The organism is Falsochrobactrum ovis (assembly GCF_003259955.1).
GTDB classification, from domain to species: Bacteria; Pseudomonadota; Alphaproteobacteria; order Rhizobiales; family Rhizobiaceae; genus Brucella; species Brucella ovis_A.
This window is the reverse complement of sequence record NZ_QLMK01000006.1, coordinates 24,898-45,336: the sequence shown is the minus strand read 5'-3', so window position 1 is coordinate 45,336 and position 20,439 is coordinate 24,898. Positions and strand designations below refer to the sequence as shown.

Sequence of the window (20,439 nt, the reverse complement as noted above, 5' to 3'; positions counted from 1 at the left end):
GCCCCATCTTACTGAAAGTATGGGGCTTTTTTAATTTCCAATTACTCGGGAGATTTGACCGTGCGGATAGTATTTCCCCATGGATCTTCCAGTAATCGAGAATTTCCGCCCCTAGTGTCTTCTAGCTCAATCCAGGCAAGTCCCGACCGGTCTTTATCGCGTTTGGCCGCACCACCACTTTGCCAAGCATTGGCAGCGATGTGGTGGTGATACCCGCCGGTCGAGAGAAATACGGCCTTGTCGCCATAATGATTGACCGTATCAAACCCCATCTGATTGTTCCAAAAAGCTTCTGCGTCAGCTGCATTGCCAACACGCAAGTGTACGTGACCGATGACCGTATTTTGTGGTGCATCACTCCACTCGCCACCCTCGCGGTTTAGGAGATGCATCAAATTATCCACATCAAGCTGAGAATTGGACATCTTCACTTCGCCGTCAGTCCACTCCCATTCTTTAGCTGGTCGATCCACATAGATTTCGATTCCGTTGCCTTCAGGATCGGTTAGATAAAGCGCTTCGCTCACATCGTGATCTGCGGCGCCGCTAACCGGCAATTGCTTATCGATGGCATGGCGTATCCAGCGAGCCAAATCTTTCCGTTGGGGCAACAAAAAAGCGGTGTGATAGAGTCCGGCGCTGCGTGGATCATCCGGTTTTGCCGCAGAAAATTGCTCAATTTCCAGCAACTCCCGATCGCCCGCGCCCAAAATAATGGATGCGTCTCGTCTCGCCATTTCCCGCAAGCTCACCACTTGACGATAATATTCGGCCAAGTGTTCCGCATCTCGTGCTTTCAAGCCGATGCGTGCCACGCGGACTGGCGTTGTCATAGCAAATGGCAGTGGTTTGTTAGAGCCGCTGTTTATCCGGGCATTATTTTGTTGCAATATCGTCATCTCCTTCTCCTTCGGCGGCATATCTGCCGAGCGGATGGGAGGTTGTTCATGACTATTGGCACTGTTCAACCTAACTTAGCCCTACCGCGAACAAGCATGATCTCGTATTTCCCGCCCATTGTTAACCTTTGCGTTAGAGATCACAATTTGCTGAGAATTTCGCAAGATCACATTCAGCGAACAAGCTGTTTCATCATTTGCACCATTTGGCGCGCCAACCGCTTGAAGATGACGCAAAGCCCCTCTAAATGGGGACTATGAAAGTTAAAGACGCAGATATTCTAATCATTCCGGGTTATACCAATTCTGGCCCCGATCACTGGCAAACGCGCTGGGAGCAAAAGCTCTCCACAGCTCGCCGCGTGCAACAGGCGGAATGGAGCAAACCAGTTAAAGAGGACTGGGTTAGAGAATTGGTGAAGGCCGCAGATGAAGCGACCAAACCGATTGTGCTTGTGGCCCATTCACTCGGTGTTGCAACGGCTGTGCATGCCCTGCCGCAGATCGAACATAAGGTCGCTGGAGCATTTTTTGTCGCGCCGCCTGATGTTTCGAACGAAAAGATACGTCCCAAACACTTGATGACTTTTGGGCCTTATCCCCGTGAACGGCTGTCTTTTCCAACGATAGCAGTTGTAAGCCGCAATGATCCTTTTTCAAGCTTTGAAGCAGCAGAAGAAGTGGTCAAAGATTGGGGTGCACTATTGATTGATGCTGGCGAAGCAGGCCACATTAACGCCGAGTCTGGCCACGGGCCATGGCCCGAAGGCTCGATGGTTTTCTCTCAGTTTATGTCCAGACTTGAGCCAAATAAACGACATTAAATCAACATGTTACAGCGCCCTGTTATAAAGTAGATTCACAGGGCGCATGCTGATTTCACTGTCAGGCGTTAATCGCATCCACAATGGATTTTGCACCAATATGCATATAGCCTGCATCGGTACTCAGTGTCAGAAGCTGGTAACCAAGTGGAATATATCGACGGGCAAATTCAGCGGTTGGCGCATAGATGGCGGCAAATTTACCAGCCGCCGCAGCCTTTTTGGCAATCTTCGCCAAAGGTTCAACGATAGCATCGGAACTGGCATTAACTTCGCGTCCATTGCTCCAAGCAATCGAAAAATCTGACGGGCCGACAAAAACCCCATCAATACCGCGCACATCAAGAATCTCGTCCAATGCGTCGAGGGCTTCTTGTGTTTCAATCATCGCAAAGGCAAGTGTATCGCGATTGGTTCTGGTCAGAAAATCGTCCGATTGTGCAGCGCCATAATCTGCCGCTGGCCGGAACACACCGTAAGAACGCTCCCCAACTGGCGGATATTTCACTGAGGCCGCAAATTTTTGCGCGTCTTCAACGCTATTGATCATCGGCGCAATGACAGCTTCGGCACCGAAATCAAGCGCTCGACTGGCCATATCAAATCGCCCGACCGGAATGCGCACTAAAGCTGGTTTTTGCGCACTGATTACCGCGCCGATGCTGCTGAGAACGCTGCGTTCATCGTGGCCACCATGTTGCATATCCATCAGTACCGAATCAAATGCGGTACGGGCAAGTACTTCGACAGTCATGGGTTCAGGCAGTGAGGACCAAGCGGACAGAATGGTTTCCCCGTTACGCAGCCGTGAGGATAAAGACATTTTAGTTCCCTAAAAATGGACGCAGATAGTTACCTATACCGCTCTATAGTTCGGTTTTAGCTCTGTTTGACTTGCTGAATGGCCTCTTCGAGAAATGCCAACATTTTTTCGCGAATGGTCTCATCGGATTGTGAGACGCCAGCTGCATCAAAATCAGCCCTTATTTTACGAAAAACGTCTTCGTCTCCAGCTTCTTCAAAATCGGAAGCCACAACTTCAGCGGCGTAGGCCTCTGCATCTGCCGCTGTTTTGCCAAGCTGTTCTGCTGCCCACAGGCCAAGAAGCTTGTTGCGGCGCGCTTCTGCTTTGAAACGCAGTTCTGAATCAAGCGCGAATTTTTTCTCAAAAGCTTCACGGCGGCGGTCCATACCAGTGGTCATTATCAAGGCTCCCAGTCTTTAAATTATTCCCACAATGTCGAAGCATTCACTTGCCTAAAGCTGGAGCGCGGCGCAAAATTATGCAAGAGCGCAGATCTATTTTCTTGCTATGTTTGCTCCAAAAGGCGGAAAACAGGGATGCGTTCATAATGCAGGATTGTTAAAAGCACTTATTTGCTATAGGTAGCCCGCGAGAATAGCGGCTAATGCCGATCATTACAGTTTTGGAAATCCGAGAAAAGCCATGAACCGTCGCCGCCGTATTTACGAGGGTAAGGCCAAAATTCTTTATGAAGGTCCTGAGCCCGGCACACTTGTCCAGTTTTTCAAGGACGATGCTACTGCTTTCAATAAAAAGAAGCATGAGGTCGTTGATGGAAAAGGTGTGCTGAATAATAGAATTTCGGAGCATATCTTCACCCAGCTCAATCGCATCGGAATTCCGACTCACTTCATCCGCCGCCTCAATATGCGCGAGCAACTGATCAGAGAAGTAGAAATTATTCCTCTGGAAGTTGTCGTACGTAACGTTGCCGCAGGTTCGCTTGCCAAGCGTCTGGGCCTTGAAGAAGGCACGGTTCTGCCGCGCTCCATCATTGAGTTTTATTATAAGGCCGATGCTCTGGACGACCCGATGGTGACCGAAGAGCATATTACCGCTTTTGGTTGGGCCAGCCCGGCAGAAATCGATGATATTATGGCGCTGGCCATTCGTGTGAATGACTTCCTTACCGGATTGTTCCTCGGAATTGGTATTCAGCTCGTGGATTTCAAAATCGAATGCGGACGACTTTGGGAAGGCGACATGATGCGGATCGTAGTTGCCGACGAAATTTCGCCCGATTCGGCTCGTCTTTGGGATCTCAACACCAATGACAAGCTCGACAAAGACCGTTTCCGGCGTGATATGGGCGGATTGGTGGAAGCCTATCAGGAAGTTGCACGCCGTCTGGGCATTATGAACGAGAATGATACGCCTCGTCCTTCCGGCCCGACGCTGGTTAAATAATTAGATATAACAGCCCGGATAAAGAATCCGGGCTGCGCTTTTTCGGACAACAAACAGCAGGAACTATCAAGTGATCAAGGCACGCGTCACCGTTACACTTAAAAACGGCGTTTTGGACCCGCAAGGCAAAGCAATTGTCGGCGCACTCAGAAGCCTGGGTTTTGACGGAGTGGATTCCGTACGTCAGGGCAAGGTTTTTGATATTGAGCTCAATGGTACTGACAAGGCCAAAGCCGAAGCTGAACTCAAAGAAATGTGTGAGAAATTGCTGGCCAATACGGTAATTGAAAACTACAGCATCGCCATCGATTGATGATATAATAGCTGTCGCTACAACGGGCACCGACTAAATTGCCTGTTTATTTTCTGTTATCCCGCATGTTTCCAAAACATGCTTTTACGGGTTTTTGATCGTCATGAAATCAGCCGTTATCCTCCTCCCGGGCCTCAATCGTGACCGTGATATGATCGCGGCTCTGACCAAGATCAGCGGACGAGAGCCTGCTACTATCTGGCAAACGGATACTTCTATTCCAGACGATATTGATCTGATAGTGATCCCTGGCGGATACTCTTATGGAGATTATCTGCGTTGCGGTGCCATTGCTGCACGGATGCCTGTCATGCAGGCGGTTCGTGAAAAAGCCGAAAAAGGGGTCATGGTAATGGGGGTTTGCAACGGGTTCCAGATCTTGCTGGAAGCAGGATTATTGCCCGGCGCTTTGATGCGTAATACCTCGCTTAAGTTTGTCTGTCGGGAAGTGAAACTCGAAGTTTCGAATGCAAATACCTCCTTCACCCGCGGCTATACGCCTGGGCAAATCATTCGTTGCCCCGTGGCCCATCATGACGGCAACTATTTCGCCGATGCTGAAACACTCAACCGTATCGAAGGCGAAGGACAGGTCGTGTTCCGCTATGCGGAAGGTACCAATCCCAATGGGTCAGTTAACAATATTGCGGGTATTGTAAGTGCGCGTGGAAATGTCCTTGGCATGATGCCGCATCCGGAAAATCTGATCGAAACAGCCCATGGCGGTGATGATGGTCGTGCATTGTTTGCGGGTGCTCTGGGCATTGCAGCATAATTTATTGCGCTGATCAGTTTAAGAGTTTTCAATAACGGTCTCGTCACATGAACGGGGCCGTTATTTTTTAATAAGGCCGGGTTTTCAATTCTGCTTCTGTGGGTAAGAAGGACTGGCGCATGCATCAATTTCATGGCAGCCTATCGGTTGGAGATTTCGTTCTGCAATCAATAGGGGGAACATATCGATGCAATTATATACGCGGCCGCTCTCCCCCTATAGTGCGTTTGTCAGAAGCGTGCTTTATCTAAAGGATCTGAGCTTTAAACCGATTGTGCCGCCCTACCCTTTGCCGGCTGATTTTGGTGAAATAACACCTTTGAAGCGGCTACCGGTTCTGATCACCAATTCCGGCGAAACGCTTTTTGAGGCCGCTATTATCGCGGAATATATTGAAGAACATTATCCAAACCCGTCATTACTTCCAGGTTCCCCCCGCGAGCGGGCCGTTATTCGCCTGCTGGCGAGGCTTTGTGAGCTGGAGGTTCTTGGCCCGGCAATGAAGCTCTTTATTCTGCTTTCCAAAACCGAAAAAGACACGGCTTCCATCGAACAGCTGTTCAGCAAATTAGATAAAGGATTGCAGATTATCGAAACTCGCCTTTCGGATCAGGATTTTGCGATTGGCAATGAACCAACATTGGCAGATGCATGGTTGCTTCCAGTTCGCTTTCTGATGAATCCGCTCGGTAGACTCTCAGGAGTATCCGATCTTCTTCACGACTATCCGAAATTCGATGATTACAGTGCAAAAGCCGTTCAACTCCCGCCGCTCGAACGTGTCTGGAATGAAATGAGCGATGGCCTAAAGAATTTTATGCCAAATCTGGCTTAAAATCGCGGCTGCCACGATTAAACCGAATTTTCCAGCATAGCGAGAATTCTGTTTCTATCCGAAATTATCAGCAATTTTGCCTGCAATCCGCGTGAATGGAGTTTCCTCCTTGTCGTTCAAATACCGCCAATTCTTTGCAATTTCCTGCCTCATATTTCTTGCAGCTTGCAACAGTCGATCAGCGCCCGGACCCATTGCCATTGATTCCACAAAAGGCGCGTTGCCGACGATGGAACGCATCGCGCTCGGTGCGAATAAATGCTGGTTTAAGTCAAAGGACAAAGATTTCCGTGGCTATACTTTGGCGCCAGAACTCAACTCCTTTACCGGCCGCCCCCGAATTCTCCTCGTGCCTTCGCGTCAGCTTGCCGGACGTCCGTTACTGGTCGTACAGGCACAGGGCAATCCAGCTCGCGTTGAAGCCTTCGGCCCATTGATGCAGCAGGATCAGGGAATCCGCATCGCAGATGACGTCAATCGATGGGCTTCAGGACAATCGGGATGCTGAAGTTTGACTATTGGAGCTCTGATTTTAGCCAAAATGCGGGAAAAAACTTCAAATTCATGATAGTTGAGTATCAAAATAGCATTTTCCTGTCGCGCTTCCAGCAGAGTTGAGCTAAAGAGACCCCTTGAAACCTTAGGTGTCCGCCCTTCGGCAGAAGGTTTTGGATGCCGCATCCTGCGACGGGGTCCCTCATCCTCATGACTAATTCCAATCAGCGCGACATCACACCAGAACTGATCGAAGCGCACGGCCTGAAGCCAGACGAATATCAACGTATTCTCGATCTTATTGGACGCGAGCCAAGTTTTACAGAGCTGGGTATATTTTCAGCCATGTGGAACGAGCACTGCTCCTACAAATCATCTAAAAAATGGTTGCGGACTTTGCCGACAACAGGCCCCCGCGTTATTCAGGGTCCTGGCGAAAATGCTGGCGTTGTTGACATTGGCGATGGTGATTGCGTGGTCTTTAAAATGGAAAGCCACAACCACCCGTCCTATATTGAGCCCTATCAGGGTGCTGCCACGGGCGTAGGCGGTATTCTTCGCGACGTGTTTACCATGGGTGCGCGGCCAGTTGCCGCTATGAATGCGCTGCGCTTTGGCGAACCTGATCATCCGAAAACCCGCCACCTTGTTTCTGGCGTTGTCTCGGGTGTCGGCGGTTATGGCAATGCTTTTGGTGTTCCTACCGTTGGTGGTGAAGTCGAATTCGACAAGCGTTATAATGGCAATATTCTGGTCAACGCTTTTGCTGCTGGCCTGGCCAAGACTGACAGTATTTTCTATTCAAAGGCCGAAGGCGTAGGTCTCCCCGTTGTTTATCTGGGGGCTAAAACCGGTCGCGACGGTGTTGGCGGCGCGACTATGGCTTCGGCGGAATTTGACGAGACCATCGACGAAAAGCGCCCTACAGTTCAAGTCGGCGATCCGTTCACTGAAAAATGCCTGCTTGAAGCTTGTCTTGAACTGATGGCGTCTGGTGCGGTTATCGCAATTCAGGACATGGGCGCTGCGGGACTAACCTGCTCTGCGGTAGAAATGGGCGCTAAGGGTGATCTGGGCATTGAGCTTACGCTCGATAATGTTCCCGTTCGCGAAGAAAATATGACGGCGTATGAAATGATGCTGTCGGAGAGCCAAGAGCGAATGCTGATGGTTCTTAAACCGGAAAAAGAAGCGGAAGCTGAAGCTATTTTCCGCAAGTGGGGTCTGGATTTTGCTATTGTCGGCAAGACGACTGATGATCTGCGTTTTCGTGTTCTGCATCAAGGTGAGGAAGTTGCTAATCTTCCGATTAAAGAACTTGGCGATGAAGCTCCGGAATATGATCGTCCATGGTTGGAGCCGGGCAAGCATGGTCCGCTTCCAGCATCCAATGTGCCAGAAGTTGAAGACTACTCCGCTGCTCTTCTTAAACTGATCGGGTCTGCCAATCTTTGCTCGCGCCGCTGGGTTTATGAGCAATATGACACGATTATTCAGGGCAATTCCTTGCAGCTTCCCGGTGGTGATGCGGGAGTCATTCGTGTCGAAGGGCATGAAACCAAGGCATTGGCCTTCTCGTCTGACGTAACACCGCGCTATTGCGAAGCTGATCCGTTTGAGGGCGGCAAGCAGGCCGTGGCGGAATGCTGGCGTAATATTACAGCGACTGGCGCTGAGCCATTGGCAGCGACGGATAATCTGAATTTCGGCAATCCCGAACGCCCCGAGATCATGGGGCAATTGGTTAAGTCCATTGAAGGCATTGGCGAGGCTTGCCGCGCTCTGGATTTCCCAATCGTATCGGGTAATGTTTCACTCTATAATGAAACGAATGGTCAGGCGATCTTACCAACACCGACCATTGCTGGCGTCGGACTCATTCCCGATTGGTCGGTCATGGCTACTATTGGTGGCATGCAGGATGGCGACACTCTGGTGCTCCTAGGTGGAGATGGCACGCATTTGGGCCAGTCCGTTTATCTGCGCGATCTCTTTGATCGCGCTGACGGCCCTGCTCCGACGGTTGACCTGCTTCAGGAAAAGCGGAACGGTGATTTTGTACGCTCTGCCATTCGCAATGGACAAGTCACTGCCTGTCATGATCTTTCAGATGGTGGTCTTGCTATTGCTCTTGCGGAAATGGCAATTAAATCTGGCAAAGGTGCATCGGTTGAAATCGGCGACGGATCGCCGCATGCATTATTGTTCGGTGAAGATCAAGCCCGTTATGTCATCGCCGCGACACCTGAATTTGCCAAGCTGATTGCTTTGAATGCTGAGGGTGCTGGCGTACCATTCCGCATATTGGGTACTGTTGGCGGTGACCGTCTTAAACTTGATCAATATTGCGATGTCGCCGTAGCTGATCTGACGAAAGCCTATGAAGGTTGGTTCCCAACTTTCATGCAATAGCTGACAATCAAAGCCGCACTAATCACACCCTTGAACCGCTCGATTTGCTTTGCATATCGGGCGGTTTGCTTGTCGGCATATTAGACGATAGATTGTGAGCATTGACGTATCCGAATGGTACGATACGATTCGTCTGAGAATAACTAACAGCCGGAAGTGGCGGGAGAGTTTTGCATGGCTATGGATGCTCACGAGATCGAAAAACTGATACGCGAAGGTATACCCGACGCAAAGGTGACGATCCGTGACCTTGCCGGTGACGGCGACCATTATGCAGCAGAAGTGGTAGCCGAAAGTTTTCGCGGCAAGTCCCGTGTTCAGCAGCACCAGATGGTATATGACGCGCTGAAAGGAAATATGGGGGGCGCATTGCATGCCCTCGCCCTACAAACCAGCGTGCCAGATTAAGAAATCGCCGCCAGATCTGGCGGCGCTTTTCGTTCCGCAATGATCATATTTCCGCTTCGACACAAAAGTCGCGAGAATTTGACTTGCATCCCCATTATAGGGTGATAACCAACAAATAAATCGCTATATAAAGGGACCACCCCCTCCCTACACCAGCCGGTTTTTGACCCGGCGTGCTGAAAGGAAATTTGAATGACCGGGATTAACGACTTTATCGATAATGAAGTGAAGACCAATGATGTTGTGCTTTTCATGAAAGGCACACCTGGTTTTCCTCAATGTGGGTTCTCTGGACAGGTCGTTCAGATTCTTGACTATCTCGGCGTTGAGTATAAGGGCATTAACGTCCTCACTTCAGACGAAATGCGTCAGGGTATCAAGGACTACTCTAACTGGCCGACCATCCCGCAGCTTTATATAAAAGGCGAGTTCATTGGCGGCTGTGATATTGTCCGTGAAATGTTTCAGTCCAACGAATTGCAAACCCTTTTGAGCGATAAAGGTATCGCAACTAAGGCTGCCTGATCTGCACTGCCCTTTTACGGTTTTTCCGTATCGTGTTTAAAGGGCGCCGTTCAGCGGCGCCTTTTAGATTCTGTCGCAATTTCAGCTTATTGCGAGCGGCTCTCTGCCGCCTAAACCTCTTTATGCGTGCAACCAATATATTCGTTTCCAGGGAACTTAGTTTATGCCGCTTGATATTCAGTCTGGCTTAATGGATCAAAAGAAATCCACGCGCAGACGTACCGAATTTATCGGGCTGATTGCCGCAATAATGGCGATCAACGCTCTCGCCGTGGATATTATGTTGCCCGGCCTACCGCAAATCGGTGCTAGTCTTGGGGTTCAATCCGAAAATCATGTCCAGTTTATAATAACTGCCTATCTTTTTGGATTTGGTGTTTCGCAATTATTTTACGGCCCTTTGAGTGATCGGTTTGGTAGAAGAATCCCGCTTTTCTGCGGGTTTGCGATATTCATTGTTACTGCAATCTGTGCTGCATTTGTAACGAGTTTTGCGGCTCTGATTGTGTTACGCGCTTTGCAAGGCTTAGGTGCAGCCGCCACGCGCGTTATTGCGGTCTCGATTGTCCGTGACCGGTTTGCCGGGCGTCAAATGGCTGAAGTGATGTCGCTGGTGATGGTTGTATTTATGATACTTCCCATCATTGCTCCCGGTGCGGGTCAGATCATCATGTTTTTTGGCGATTGGCACCTGATCTTTTTAGGAATGGCGGTTTTCGCAGCCGTGGTATTTGTCTGGGCTTTTATCCGGCTTCCAGAAACTTTGTCAGTGGAACAGAGGCGACCCCTCACGGTGAGAAGTGTTGCGAGCGGTTTTAAAATCGTTCTTACCAACAGAACCGCTCTCTTTTACATGCTCGCCACATCTTTCATACTGGGCGCATTGTTTGGCTATATCAATTCAGCGCAACAAATATTCGTAGGTATTTACGAATTAGGGCCGCTGTTCCCACTCGCATTTGCTGGAGTGGCGATCACCTTATCATTGGCATCATTCCTAAATTCGCGGCTGGTCGGTCGCTTTGGAATGCGTCGCATTTCGCAGACAATGCTGCTTGTATTTACAACGGTAAGTCTAATCTGGATGGTACTTTCTATCTTGCAAGATGGTCACCTACCATTCGGATTATTGATGGCACTTTATATGACCATCATGTTTTCCTTTGGCCTTGCAACGGCAAATTTCAACGCCCTTGCCATGGAACCATTGGGCAGGGTTGCTGGCACGGCTTCCTCAGTGCTCGGCTTCACGCAAACGGTTATCGGAGCTGCACTTGGTGCCATCATTGGCCAAGCTTTTGATGGGACAACCACCCCAGTCGCTATCGGTTATTGTGTGCTAGGCTTTGTATCTCTCGCTTGCGTTATAATAGCGGAGCGAGGCAGGTTGTTTAATGCGCCAAACCAAGCTGAATGAATAAGACCCGCATGAAAAGGCCCGCGTGAAGCGGGCCTTTTCATTATTCTTGCCAGAGTGCAGTTTGGATCTCAAGCCAGCTTTCTTTATCAGGCGCAACCAATAGGCCTCCATCGACATGCGAGGGAAGATAGGCGCTGCCGTCCCAACGTGCCAAATATCCGCCGGCTTCCTGATGGATTAACGCTCCTGGCAGATGATCCCAAGGCATCAGCTTATTATAGACCGCAAAATGCGCTCCACCGGTCGCTATAATCCGGTATTCATGGGCGGCACAGCGGTAGCCAATTTGCGACAGGAATTTGGAATGATTACGAGCAAGACGAGAGCGCAATGGTTCCGCCGTATATTGCCAAGAAATCGAACCCGTCATCTGATCAATTGCAGCAGCTGGGGCAACCTTAACCGCACTCATATCGCCATTGATCTGGCGAATATGAGCGCCGCTACCTTTGGACGCCAGCAGCCAGTCTTTGCCCATTGGATCATAAATAATGCCAGCTACGGTTTCTCCTTTAACCACAACCGCCAGCATGACACCAAACAACGGAACGCCCGAAGCAAAATTGAATGTGCCGTCCACAGGGTCAATCGTGAAAGCCAAATCGGCTTCACCTAAGCCTTTGAGCAAATCCGGATTATCCGAACAGGCTTCCTCGCCAACAATCACTGCGTCAGGAAAACGTGACTTGAGTTCGGCTGTGATAAAAAGCTCTGCATTAACGTCGGCTTCGGTTACCAGATCAGCGGCTGAGGTCTTGAGGCGAATATCTCCCTGACCAAGCTTTCGAAAACGCGGCATGATTTCTTTTTCAGCCGCGTTTGACAGTAATTCCGCCAGCCAATCAATCTGCTTTTCATCGAAACGCAATCTTACTCTCCATTACCATCAAGGCTGGTTTGCAATCCAGCAAAGTCAAACAGTTTGCGATCAAGCAGATGACTTGGTCGCACATTGGTCATAGCACGAATCATCGTATCTTTTCGGCCTGGCATCCGCTTTTCAATATCGGCCAGCATTGCTTTCATTGCGTTGCGCTGAAGTCCATCCTGACTGCCGCAGAGATCACAGGGGATGATCGGAAATTGCATAGCATTGGAGAATTTCTGAAGATCCTCCTCGGCAACATAGGCAAGCGGACGAAAAAGCATCAGATCGCCTTCATCATTCAGCAATTTGGGCGGCATTGAAGCGAGCCGCCCGCCATGAAACAGGTTCATAAAAAAGGTTTCAAGAATATCTTCACGGTGATGACCTAGCACAATAGCCGAACAGCCCTCTTCGCGGGCAATTCGATAAAGATTTCCACGACGCAGACGAGAGCATAGCGAACAATAGGTCTGAGACTGAGGAACTTTCTCAGTCACGATTGAATAAGTGTCCTGATATTCTATCCGATGGGCAATCCCATATTTATTGAGAAAATCGGGAAGAATATGTTTGGGAAAATTTGGCTGTCCCTGATCAAGATTACAGGCAAGCAGCTCGACAGGCAGCAAACCGCGCCATTTTAAATCAAGTAGCACGGCAAGAAGAGCGTAGGAGTCTTTCCCCCCTGAAAGGCAGATCATCCAGCGCTCACCCGATTTGACCATGGAGAAATCTTCAATCGCTTGACGGGTCAAACGCAAAAGCCGCTTGCGTAATTTATTGAATTCAACGGATGTTGGGACATCACGAAATAATGGGTGGCAGCCGTCACTGCTCTTTTCTTCCGCGATTAATGGATCGAAAGCGTCCATGTTGCTTCCTGCGAATTGATGCAAACTGGGGTCTTCATACAGAAAAGCCGCCCATGAGGAAACCATGGGCGGCTAATTCTATATTTATTTGTGTTAATCGAGCTAAATGCTCAAGCTTAACGTGAGTAGTATTCGACTACGAGGTTCGGTTCCATCTGTACTGCATAGGGCACGTCAGAAAGAAGTGGAACGCGATTATAGGTAGCGACCATCTTATTGTGATCGACTTCGATATAATCAGGAACATCACGCTCAGCGAGCTGAACAGCTTCAAGAACGATAGCAAGCTGCTTTGACTTTTCGCGGACTTCAACAACATCACCGACCTTGAGGCGGTAGGACTGAATGTTGACGCGACGGCCATTCACATTCACGTGACCATGGTTGATGAACTGGCGTGCGGCAAAAATAGTCGGAACGAACTTTGCACGATACACGACTGCATCCAGACGCGATTCAAGAAGACCGATCAGGTTTTCACCAGTATCGCCCTTGCGACGAGCTGCTTCGTCGTAGGTCTTGCGGAACTGCTTTTCAGAAATATCGCCGTAGAAGCCTTTCAGCTTCTGCTTTGCACGAAGCTGGATACCGAAGTCAGAAAGCTTACCCTTACGGCGCTGACCGTGCTGGCCGGGACCATATTCACGACGGTTAACCGGGGACTTAGGACGACCCCAGATGTTTTCCCCAAGACGGCGGTCAATTTTATACTTAGCGGATTCGCGCTTACTCATCGCATTTCCTTCAAAATGTTAGGCGTCAATGACGCAGAGGAAACGCGCCCTCCTCTGCCCTTGATATTTCAAGAACTGACAGGACGAAGCGCGCGAGCTGCGACCTTCATCCACGGGACACGTCAAATGAAACGCCGGAGACGAACTCAAGCGATGGCGGCTTTTAGTCATGAGATGTAGGGATTGTCAAGGCGTTAAGCAGCTTTCCCAGCTTTTTAGCATGGTCGCGCTATTAAGGAAAATGTTTCCGGCCCAAAGTCCATAAAAGCAGTTGTACCATAACATGACAATTATTGAACCTGATGAGAATGGAGCACATAAAATCAATATGCATCTAGATTAAGCTTGCCATGAGAACGCTTGTCTTGCCACAATTTGCCAATAAACTAAGACCGCGCAAGAGATGAGCGCCAATATTGAGTAGTTCAGTATCCGCTAATGAATATTTATTTTGAGGAGTGATCCATTGAAATTAAGATATTCCCTTCTTTCTGTATTTTGTGCTTTTAGTATTGGGACATTAGCACATGCTGATCCGGCACCTCAACATAGTGCAGACTTCAACGCCAATTACGAGACTCTGACAAAAGATCAGAATGCTTCCCCTGCCGTGGCAGAATGTATTGCGTCCGCCTATGATTTTGTGAAGCAAAGCAAAGAGTTTGACCGTCTTGGCTTCACTGCGGGCGATATATCCGCAGCAAAAACCATTAATAAGACGGCTTCTTTCAGCAAGAGCGACCCTCGAAAAATATCAAAAGTGATAGAGGTTTCGGGAGAAGCGCGCCCGAAAAAAGCCAGCACGAAATGGAAATCGATTAAACTTCGTTGTGGCCTTAAAAGTGGAAAACTCAAAGCGATCGAGCTTAAGTCCTCATAGGCCGGCTAGGTAGCTAGCCGAACTATTTAGGCTCAGCTCAGACCAATTCCACTTCAACAACGCCGGGCACTGCCTTGATTGCACTAGCTAATTGAGGGCTCACGCGATAACGATGCGGCAGTTCAATCTCGATCTCGCGCTGCCCATCATCTTTAATAACAATCAAACTGACTTGCCCATCGCCTCGCGTATTAAAATGCTGGGTGATATATTTTACCGCTTCTGCTGAGCGCAGATAAAGGCGCAAAGCCTTTTGCATTCGGCATGCTTCGTCCTCAAGCGATTGGACTGTTTGGATTCTTAAACCAATACCTTCGGGTCTGTTTTCAGCGGCAACGGTAATCACCACTGATTTTCCGCTTTCGAGCAGATCCCGATATTGAGCCAGACCTTCAGAAAACAGCACTGCTTCATACTGCCCGCTGGCATCAGAGAGCTGCACAATCCCCATTTTGTTGCCGGTACGGGTCTTACGCTCTTGCCGAGCTGTGACGGTACCAGCAAGCCGTCCTGCATTGGCGCCACGTTTAACTGCAGCTGAAAAATCTGCCCAACTCTGCACCCGCATCCGATCAAGGACTGTGCGATATTCATCAAGTGGATGGGCTGAAAGATAAAAGCCCACGGCCTGAAATTCCCGGTGCAGTTTTTCCGACGGGAGCCATGGAGCTGCTTGGGGCAAGATCAATTTTTCTTTCGGCGCGCCGGACATTCCGAAAATGTCCGCCTGCCCGCTCGCAGCATTTTCCTGAGTACGTTGCGCAAAACCCATAATCCGGTCCATGCCAGCGCTCATCGCTGCTCTATCCCTGCCAAAGCAATCCATAGCGCCGGCATTGATAAGGCTTTCAAGCACGCGACGGTTTACGATACGAGGATCGATGCGATCACAGAAATCTTCTAGGCTTTCAAAAGGCTTTTCACCTCTGGCCTCGACAATGTGATCCACTGCTGCTTCGCCCACCCCTTTAATGGCTGCGAGAGAATAGAAAATTTTTCTCTCACCCACTTCAAACGTTCGGAAAGAAGTCTGAACTGAAGGCGGTACCACATCTATGCCGAGACGGTTGGCTTCACGACGGAAATCGTTGAGCTTATCAGTATTCGACATATCATATGTCATAGAAGCGGCCAAAAACTCGACCGGATAATGCGCCTTTATATAGGCGGTCTGATAGGAAACGATTGCGTAGGCGGCAGCGTGCGATTTGTTGAAGCCATAGTCAGCGAATTTTGCCAGCAAGTCGAAAATCATATTCGCCTGTGCTTTATCGACCCCACCTTCGACTGCACCTTTGACGAAACGCACCCGCTGCTGGTCCATTTCCGCGCGAATTTTCTTACCCATCGCGCGGCGTAGCAAGTCTGCTTCTCCGAGAGAATAGCCCGATAGCACCTGCGCAATCTGCATCACCTGTTCTTGATAAACGATGACGCCCTGAGTTTCCTCTATCAGGTGATCGATCTTCGGATGGATCGAGGCAATTTCCTCTTCACCATTTTTACGCGCATTATAGGTGGGGATGTTCTCCATCGGCCCGGGTCGATAGAGGGCAACCAACGCGATAATATCTTCGATACGGTCCGGCTTCATGCCAAGCAGCGCTTTACGCATGCCAGCACTTTCCACCTGGAAGACGCCTACCGTTTCGCCTCGCGAAAGCATTTCATAGGTGAGCTCGTCATCAAGGGGTAGATGAGTGAGATCGACCTGGATTCCCTTGCGCGCAACAAGATTGACCGCTGTCTGCAGAACAGTGAGTGTTTTAAGGCCCAAAAAGTCGAATTTTACCAGACCTGCCTGTTCCACCCATTTCATATTGAACTGGGTAACGGGCATATCGGATCGGGGATCGCGATACATCGGCACAAGTTCCGACAACGGTCTGTCGCCGATGACAATCCCGGCCGCGTGGGTAGAAGCGTGTCGATAAAGCCCCTCAAGCTTCATAGCCATGTCAAGAAGCCGTCCGACGACTGGCTCCTTCTCACGCTCTTCACCTATTTTGGGTTCTGTCTCTATTGCCTGGGCAAGCGAAACGGGATTGGCGGGATTTTGAGGTACGAGCTTACAGAGCCGGTCCACCTGACCATAGGGCATCTCCAGCACGCGCCCGACATCTCGCAAAACAGCTCGGGCTTGAAGTGTTCCGAACGTGATAATCTGGGCAACCTGATCGCGCCCATATTTTTCCTGCACATAGCGGATGACTTCTTCACGTCGATCCTGACAGAAATCAATATCAAAGTCGGGCATTGAGACGCGATCTGGATTGAGAAAGCGCTCGAAAAGGAGCGAAAAACGCAAAGGATCGACGTCGGTAATTGTCAGCGCATAGGCAACCAGTGACCCCGCACCAGAACCACGACCGGGACCAACCGGAATTCCCTGAGCCTTAGCCCATTTGATAAAATCCGCAACAATCAGAAAATAGCCGGGAAATTTCATCCGGGTGATGATACCGATCTCATATTCAAGCCGTTCAGTATACTGTTCCTGAGTATATCCTTCTGCCAACCCAACGGTGTCGAGACGCATTTTAAGACCTTCGCGAGCCTGTCGCGCAAGTTCTTCTGCTTCTGCGTGTAGCGCTCTCTCCGGGTCTTCTGAATCGCCGGTAAAGCGAGGCAAAATGGGCTTTCGCGTTTGCGTAAACCAGCTGCATCTTTCGGCTATTTCGACGGTATTATCTAAAGCCTCGGGAAGATCATGAAAGAGTTCGACCATCTCCGCTCGGCTTTTGAGATAATGATCGGGGGTCACACGCCGCCGGTCATCATTGGATATGATCTGCCCTTCTGCGATGGCTAAAAGCGCATCATGGGCTTCAAAATCTTCGGCTTTCAAGAAAAAAGCTTCGTTGGTCGCGACCAATGGAATATCCATTGCATAGGCCAATTCCACCGTTTTCGCTTCAAGACCGCGATCATAACCTCTATGCCGCTGAAGTTCGACATAAAGCCGGTCAGCAAATATTTGTTTCAGAAAATTAAGCCGCGCCTCGGCACGATCGGGCCTGTCGGCGGAAAAGGCGCGTCCGATAGGACCAAGCGGACCGCCCGAAAGCGCAATAAGATCTCCCGATAAATCTTTGAGCCAGCTTGCATTAATATGAACCGGGTCTCCAGCCGGGTTTTCCAAAAAGGCCCGGCTAACCAGGCGAACAAGATTGGTATAGCCTTGCTCGGTGGATGCCAACAGCACCACCGGAGCTAGATCAAGTACCAGCCTTCTATTATTGCTCCGGCTATTATCATTATGATCATTAAAAGCGATATCTAACTGACAACCAATAATCGGTTGCAAACCCTCTTTTGAGGCTTTTTGCGCAAATTCAAGGGCACCAAAAAGATTGTTAGTATCGGTGACCGCTATTGCTGGCGCGTCATCGGCGAGAGCTTGATTAATAATTTTGCCAATCGGCAGCGCGCCTTCCAGCAAAGAGAAAGCGGAGTGAACGCGCAGATGAACGAACCCCGGTGATAAACGGTTCTCACCCGCAGCACTGTTCATTCCTTCGCACATAACATTCCCGATCCTGCTTAACCTGATAAATGCTGGCCGCAAACGCGCCTTCGGGGCGATGCAATATCATTGCTAAACCAGCAGTGAAAGCGACTCTCAACGCTTTCACGCAGTTTCGAAGAACCGAACAATAAAGTCCAGTGCTGGCTATGCAGCCATAGCAGGATATGGGGATAACGGCGGTTAAATTGCACTCACCCAGATGGCAAAAGTAGCAATGAAGAGACTGATCGAAATAAATGACAAAATGTCATGGATGAGATCGGCCATAGGAAAAACTCCTCGTTGTTCACCTATGTTTGCAGTTTGTTCTAATTTTGTTCGGACGTCAAGCCCTTCTATCGCAGGATTTCAATAGGGTTTACAAAATATAAAACGCCGGAAAGGGCGTCATCCTTCCCGGCGTTTGCGTGATTTGAAATTCAAGTTTTCGTTGAGGTTAGATCTCTACGATTTTACCTTCACTCAGCGTGACCCGCCGATCCATTCTCTTTGCAAGTTCATGATTATGCGTTGCAATAAGCGCCGCCAAACCTGATTGACGGACCAAGGCCTCCAACGCACCGAAAACGTAGGATGACGTTGTGGGATCCAAATTGCCGGTCGGCTCATCCGCTAGCAAAACCAGCGGCGCATTGGCTACCGCCCGGGCGATGGCTACTCGCTGCTGCTCACCACCGGAAAGCTCAGCGGGACGGTGAGAAGCACGCTTGCCAATTTTCATATATTCCAGCAATTGTTGGGCACGGTCTGCCGCCTGCTTTTTGGTCAGACCGCGGATCATCTGCGGCATCATTACGTTTTCCAAAGCAGAAAACTCAGGCAGCAGATGATGAAACTGATAGACAAATCCTAGATCGTTGCGTCGGATTGCGGTGCGTTCGTCGTCCGAAAGCGCGCTGCACGAACGTCCGTCGAGTATCACATCACCCTGATCCGGACGTTCTAAAAGCCCTGCCGTATGCAGCAAGGTCGATTTACCTGCGCCTGAAGGCGCAACCAGAGCGACCATTTCGCCACGCCGCAACGTGAAATCGGCCTCCTTGAGGATAACCAATTCACGATCGACTTCTTTATAAGCGCGGCTGACCCGTTCTAACCGCAGAATAGGTTCTGCCGCCATTATTCATACCTCAATGCTTCGACCGGATCGAGTTTGGCGGCACGCCATGCCGGAAAAATTGTAGCGATAAATGAAAGGACCAACGCCATAACGATGACAGAAATCGTTTCACCTGGGTCCATCCGGGCGGGAAGTTGGCTTAAAAAATAAAGCTCTGGATTGAAAAGAGAGGTTCCCGAAAGCCATGAAAAGAACTCTCGCAACCGCTCGATATTGAGACAGACCACCACGCCCAGGGCGACGCCAGCGACGGTTCCGGTCACACCGATGGCGGCTCCGGTCATTAAGAATATGCGCATAATGGCGCCCCGTGTTGCACCCATTGTACGCAAAATCGCGATATCATGCCCCTTGTCTTTCACCAGCATAATCAGGCCAGAAATAATATTGAGCGCAGCAACCAGAACTATCAGCGTTAGGATCATGAACATGACATTTCGTTCGACCTGAAGCGCTGAAAAAAACGTCTGATTGCGCTGTCGCCAATCGACAAGCGACACTTGACGGCCAGAAGCTTCTTCTACTGGTGCGCGTAATGCATCGACACGATCCGGATCGTTGATAAAGATTTCCAGGGACTGAACCTGACCTTCCTGATTGAAGAAGAGCTGTGCTTCCGATAACGGCATCATGACGATCGACGCGTCATATTCAGACATGCCGATTTCAAAAATTGCGTCAATAGGATAGGCTTTTACCCGGGGGTTCACGCCAAAAGGTGTCACATCCCCATCAGGCGAGATTACCCGTAATGAATCTCCGATCGACAATCCGAGATTTTCCGCCATGCGCGTACCGATGGCTACCCCGCCGCTATTATCAAATCCTGCAATTGTGCCTTGCTTAATATTGCTCGAAATGAGCTTGAGCTTGTCCAAATCCTCTTCACGAAGTCCGCGCACCAAGGCTCCAGTGCCTGCACCGATATTGCCTTGAACAAGCGCCTGACCTTCAACCACTGGAATGGCGAATTGCACGCCCTGAAGGCCGTCTATCCGTTTAATCAGCTCTGCATAATCATCCAGCGGTCGATCAATCGGCTGCATGATGAGATGGCCATTAATGCCCAGTATCCGCGTTAGAAGTTCGGCACGAAAGCCGTTCATCACCGCCATGACGATAATGAGGGTCGCCACGCCTAGCATAATACCGGTGAAGGAAAATCCGGCAATCACAGAAATGAACGTCTCGCGCCGGCGCGCCCGCAGGTAGCGCCAAGCGATCATGCGCTCAAAAGCTGAGAACGGGCCGGAGGAAGGGGGTATGCCGTGCCCTTCCTTTAGTCCTGAAGTCTGTGCGGTCGTGGCGCTCTTCATGT

At 49.8% G+C, this 20,439-nt stretch carries 20 protein-coding genes; 11 read left to right on the top strand and 9 right to left on the bottom strand.

Going from position 1 to position 20,439, the window contains the following annotated elements:
- Positions 1-41: 41 nt before the first annotated feature.
- Positions 42-899, bottom strand: coding sequence for a VOC family protein (locus C7374_RS09385; RefSeq protein WP_342634718.1), 858 nt, complete (start codon positions 897-899; stop codon positions 42-44).
- 257 nt (positions 900-1,156) lie between these two features.
- On the opposite strand from C7374_RS09385, the gene C7374_RS09380 reads away from it, so the two are divergent.
- Complete coding sequence (locus tag C7374_RS09380; RefSeq protein WP_111575372.1) at positions 1,157-1,723, top strand: alpha/beta hydrolase; 567 nt, start codon at positions 1,157-1,159, stop codon at positions 1,721-1,723.
- 61 nt (positions 1,724-1,784) lie between these two features.
- Here the strand turns inward: C7374_RS09380 and C7374_RS09375 are convergent, their stop codons facing one another.
- Positions 1,785-2,546 (bottom strand): HpcH/HpaI aldolase family protein, encoded by a 762-nt coding sequence (locus C7374_RS09375; protein WP_111575371.1) that lies wholly within the window; start codon positions 2,544-2,546, stop codon positions 1,785-1,787.
- A 56-nt stretch (positions 2,547-2,602) separates the two neighbouring features.
- Positions 2,603-2,926: a DUF1476 domain-containing protein gene (locus C7374_RS09370; protein ID WP_111575370.1), complete on the bottom strand. Its 324-nt coding sequence runs from the start codon at positions 2,924-2,926 to the stop codon at positions 2,603-2,605.
- A 244-nt stretch (positions 2,927-3,170) separates the two neighbouring features.
- Here C7374_RS09370 and purC point away from each other — a divergent pair, with 244 nt between their 5' ends.
- From purC to C7374_RS09325, 9 genes are all read left to right on the top strand, one after another.
- Positions 3,171-3,935: a phosphoribosylaminoimidazolesuccinocarboxamide synthase gene (purC, locus tag C7374_RS09365; RefSeq protein WP_111575369.1), complete on the top strand. Its 765-nt coding sequence runs from the start codon at positions 3,171-3,173 to the stop codon at positions 3,933-3,935.
- 70 nt (positions 3,936-4,005) lie between these two features.
- Positions 4,006-4,248, top strand: coding sequence for a phosphoribosylformylglycinamidine synthase subunit PurS (gene purS / locus C7374_RS09360; protein ID WP_111575368.1), 243 nt, complete (start codon positions 4,006-4,008; stop codon positions 4,246-4,248).
- A gap of 103 nt (positions 4,249-4,351) precedes the next feature.
- Positions 4,352-5,023: a phosphoribosylformylglycinamidine synthase subunit PurQ gene (gene purQ / locus C7374_RS09355; protein ID WP_111575367.1), complete on the top strand. Its 672-nt coding sequence runs from the start codon at positions 4,352-4,354 to the stop codon at positions 5,021-5,023.
- Between the two features lie 187 nt (positions 5,024-5,210).
- Positions 5,211-5,858, top strand: coding sequence for a glutathione S-transferase family protein (locus C7374_RS09350; RefSeq protein WP_111575366.1), 648 nt, complete (start codon positions 5,211-5,213; stop codon positions 5,856-5,858).
- A gap of 109 nt (positions 5,859-5,967) precedes the next feature.
- Entirely contained in the window at positions 5,968-6,366 is a 399-nt protein-coding gene (locus C7374_RS09345; protein WP_111575365.1) for a hypothetical protein, read from the top strand.
- A gap of 197 nt (positions 6,367-6,563) precedes the next feature.
- Positions 6,564-8,765, top strand: coding sequence for a phosphoribosylformylglycinamidine synthase subunit PurL (gene purL / locus C7374_RS09340; protein ID WP_111575364.1), 2,202 nt, complete (start codon positions 6,564-6,566; stop codon positions 8,763-8,765).
- Between the two features lie 174 nt (positions 8,766-8,939).
- Positions 8,940-9,173 (top strand): BolA/IbaG family iron-sulfur metabolism protein, encoded by a 234-nt coding sequence (locus C7374_RS09335; RefSeq protein WP_111575363.1) that lies wholly within the window; start codon positions 8,940-8,942, stop codon positions 9,171-9,173.
- A gap of 192 nt (positions 9,174-9,365) precedes the next feature.
- Positions 9,366-9,698: a Grx4 family monothiol glutaredoxin gene (gene grxD / locus C7374_RS09330; protein WP_111575362.1), complete on the top strand. Its 333-nt coding sequence runs from the start codon at positions 9,366-9,368 to the stop codon at positions 9,696-9,698.
- Between the two features lie 163 nt (positions 9,699-9,861).
- Positions 9,862-11,115, top strand: coding sequence for a multidrug effflux MFS transporter (locus C7374_RS09325; protein WP_111575361.1), 1,254 nt, complete (start codon positions 9,862-9,864; stop codon positions 11,113-11,115).
- Between the two features lie 43 nt (positions 11,116-11,158).
- On the opposite strand, the gene C7374_RS09320 is transcribed toward C7374_RS09325, so the two are convergent.
- The 3 genes from C7374_RS09320 to rpsD all read right to left on the bottom strand — a co-directional run bounded on the left by C7374_RS09320 (position 11,159) and on the right by rpsD (position 13,592).
- Positions 11,159-11,986, bottom strand: a complete 828-nt coding sequence (locus C7374_RS09320; protein ID WP_111575360.1) for an inositol monophosphatase family protein — start codon at positions 11,984-11,986, stop codon at positions 11,159-11,161.
- Between the two features lie 2 nt (positions 11,987-11,988).
- Positions 11,989-12,858, bottom strand: coding sequence for a tRNA 2-thiocytidine(32) synthetase TtcA (gene ttcA / locus C7374_RS09315; protein WP_111575359.1), 870 nt, complete (start codon positions 12,856-12,858; stop codon positions 11,989-11,991).
- Positions 12,859-12,974: 116 nt separating this feature from the next.
- Positions 12,975-13,592 carry a 30S ribosomal protein S4 gene (gene rpsD, locus C7374_RS09310; RefSeq protein ID WP_111575358.1) on the bottom strand — a complete coding sequence of 206 codons (618 nt, stop codon included), beginning with the start codon at positions 13,590-13,592 and terminating at the stop codon, positions 12,975-12,977.
- 466 nt (positions 13,593-14,058) lie between these two features.
- On the opposite strand from rpsD, the gene bspC reads away from it, so the two are divergent.
- Positions 14,059-14,472 (top strand): type IV secretion system effector BspC, encoded by a 414-nt coding sequence (bspC, locus tag C7374_RS09305; RefSeq protein ID WP_111575357.1) that lies wholly within the window; start codon positions 14,059-14,061, stop codon positions 14,470-14,472.
- Between the two features lie 37 nt (positions 14,473-14,509).
- On the opposite strand, the gene dnaE is transcribed toward bspC, so the two are convergent.
- From dnaE to C7374_RS09290, 3 genes are all read right to left on the bottom strand, one after another.
- Positions 14,510-17,986 (bottom strand): DNA polymerase III subunit alpha, encoded by a 3,477-nt coding sequence (gene dnaE / locus C7374_RS09300; protein ID WP_245412618.1) that lies wholly within the window; start codon positions 17,984-17,986, stop codon positions 14,510-14,512.
- A 451-nt stretch (positions 17,987-18,437) separates the two neighbouring features.
- On the bottom strand, positions 18,438-19,121 hold the full coding sequence (locus C7374_RS09295) for an ABC transporter ATP-binding protein (protein ID WP_111575355.1): 684 nt from the start codon (positions 19,119-19,121) through the stop codon (positions 18,438-18,440).
- Complete coding sequence (locus tag C7374_RS09290) at positions 19,121-20,437, bottom strand: lipoprotein-releasing ABC transporter permease subunit (protein ID WP_111575354.1); 1,317 nt, start codon at positions 20,435-20,437, stop codon at positions 19,121-19,123. Before C7374_RS09290 ends, C7374_RS09295 begins: the two co-directional genes overlap by 1 nt.
- Positions 20,438-20,439: the final 2 nt, after the last annotated feature.

Bases quoted from the DNA above. Each gene is read 5' to 3' on its own strand.
- C7374_RS09335 (WP_111575363.1), top strand. From the start codon at position 8,940: ATGGCTATGGATGCTCACGAGATCGAAAAACTGATACGCGAAGGTATA.
- C7374_RS09350 (WP_111575366.1), top strand. From the start codon at position 5,211: ATGCAATTATATACGCGGCCGCTCTCCCCCTATAGTGCGTTTGTCAGA.
- ttcA (WP_111575359.1), bottom strand. From the start codon at position 12,858: ATGGACGCTTTCGATCCATTAATCGCGGAAGAAAAGAGCAGTGACGGC.
- C7374_RS09325 (WP_111575361.1), top strand. From the start codon at position 9,862: ATGCCGCTTGATATTCAGTCTGGCTTAATGGATCAAAAGAAATCCACG.
- C7374_RS09385 (WP_342634718.1), bottom strand. From the start codon at position 899: ATGACGATATTGCAACAAAATAATGCCCGGATAAACAGCGGCTCTAAC.
- C7374_RS09375 (WP_111575371.1), bottom strand. From the start codon at position 2,546: ATGTCTTTATCCTCACGGCTGCGTAACGGGGAAACCATTCTGTCCGCT.
- C7374_RS09295 (WP_111575355.1), bottom strand. From the start codon at position 19,121: ATGGCGGCAGAACCTATTCTGCGGTTAGAACGGGTCAGCCGCGCTTAT.
- purL (WP_111575364.1), top strand. From the start codon at position 6,564: ATGACTAATTCCAATCAGCGCGACATCACACCAGAACTGATCGAAGCG.
- purQ (WP_111575367.1), top strand. From the start codon at position 4,352: ATGAAATCAGCCGTTATCCTCCTCCCGGGCCTCAATCGTGACCGTGAT.
- C7374_RS09380 (WP_111575372.1), top strand. From the start codon at position 1,157: ATGAAAGTTAAAGACGCAGATATTCTAATCATTCCGGGTTATACCAAT.
- dnaE (WP_245412618.1), bottom strand. From the start codon at position 17,986: ATGAACAGTGCTGCGGGTGAGAACCGTTTATCACCGGGGTTCGTTCAT.
- rpsD (WP_111575358.1), bottom strand. From the start codon at position 13,592: ATGAGTAAGCGCGAATCCGCTAAGTATAAAATTGACCGCCGTCTTGGG.
- purC (WP_111575369.1), top strand. From the start codon at position 3,171: ATGAACCGTCGCCGCCGTATTTACGAGGGTAAGGCCAAAATTCTTTAT.
- grxD (WP_111575362.1), top strand. From the start codon at position 9,366: ATGACCGGGATTAACGACTTTATCGATAATGAAGTGAAGACCAATGAT.
- C7374_RS09290 (WP_111575354.1), bottom strand. From the start codon at position 20,437: ATGAAGAGCGCCACGACCGCACAGACTTCAGGACTAAAGGAAGGGCAC.
- C7374_RS09370 (WP_111575370.1), bottom strand. From the start codon at position 2,926: ATGACCACTGGTATGGACCGCCGCCGTGAAGCTTTTGAGAAAAAATTC.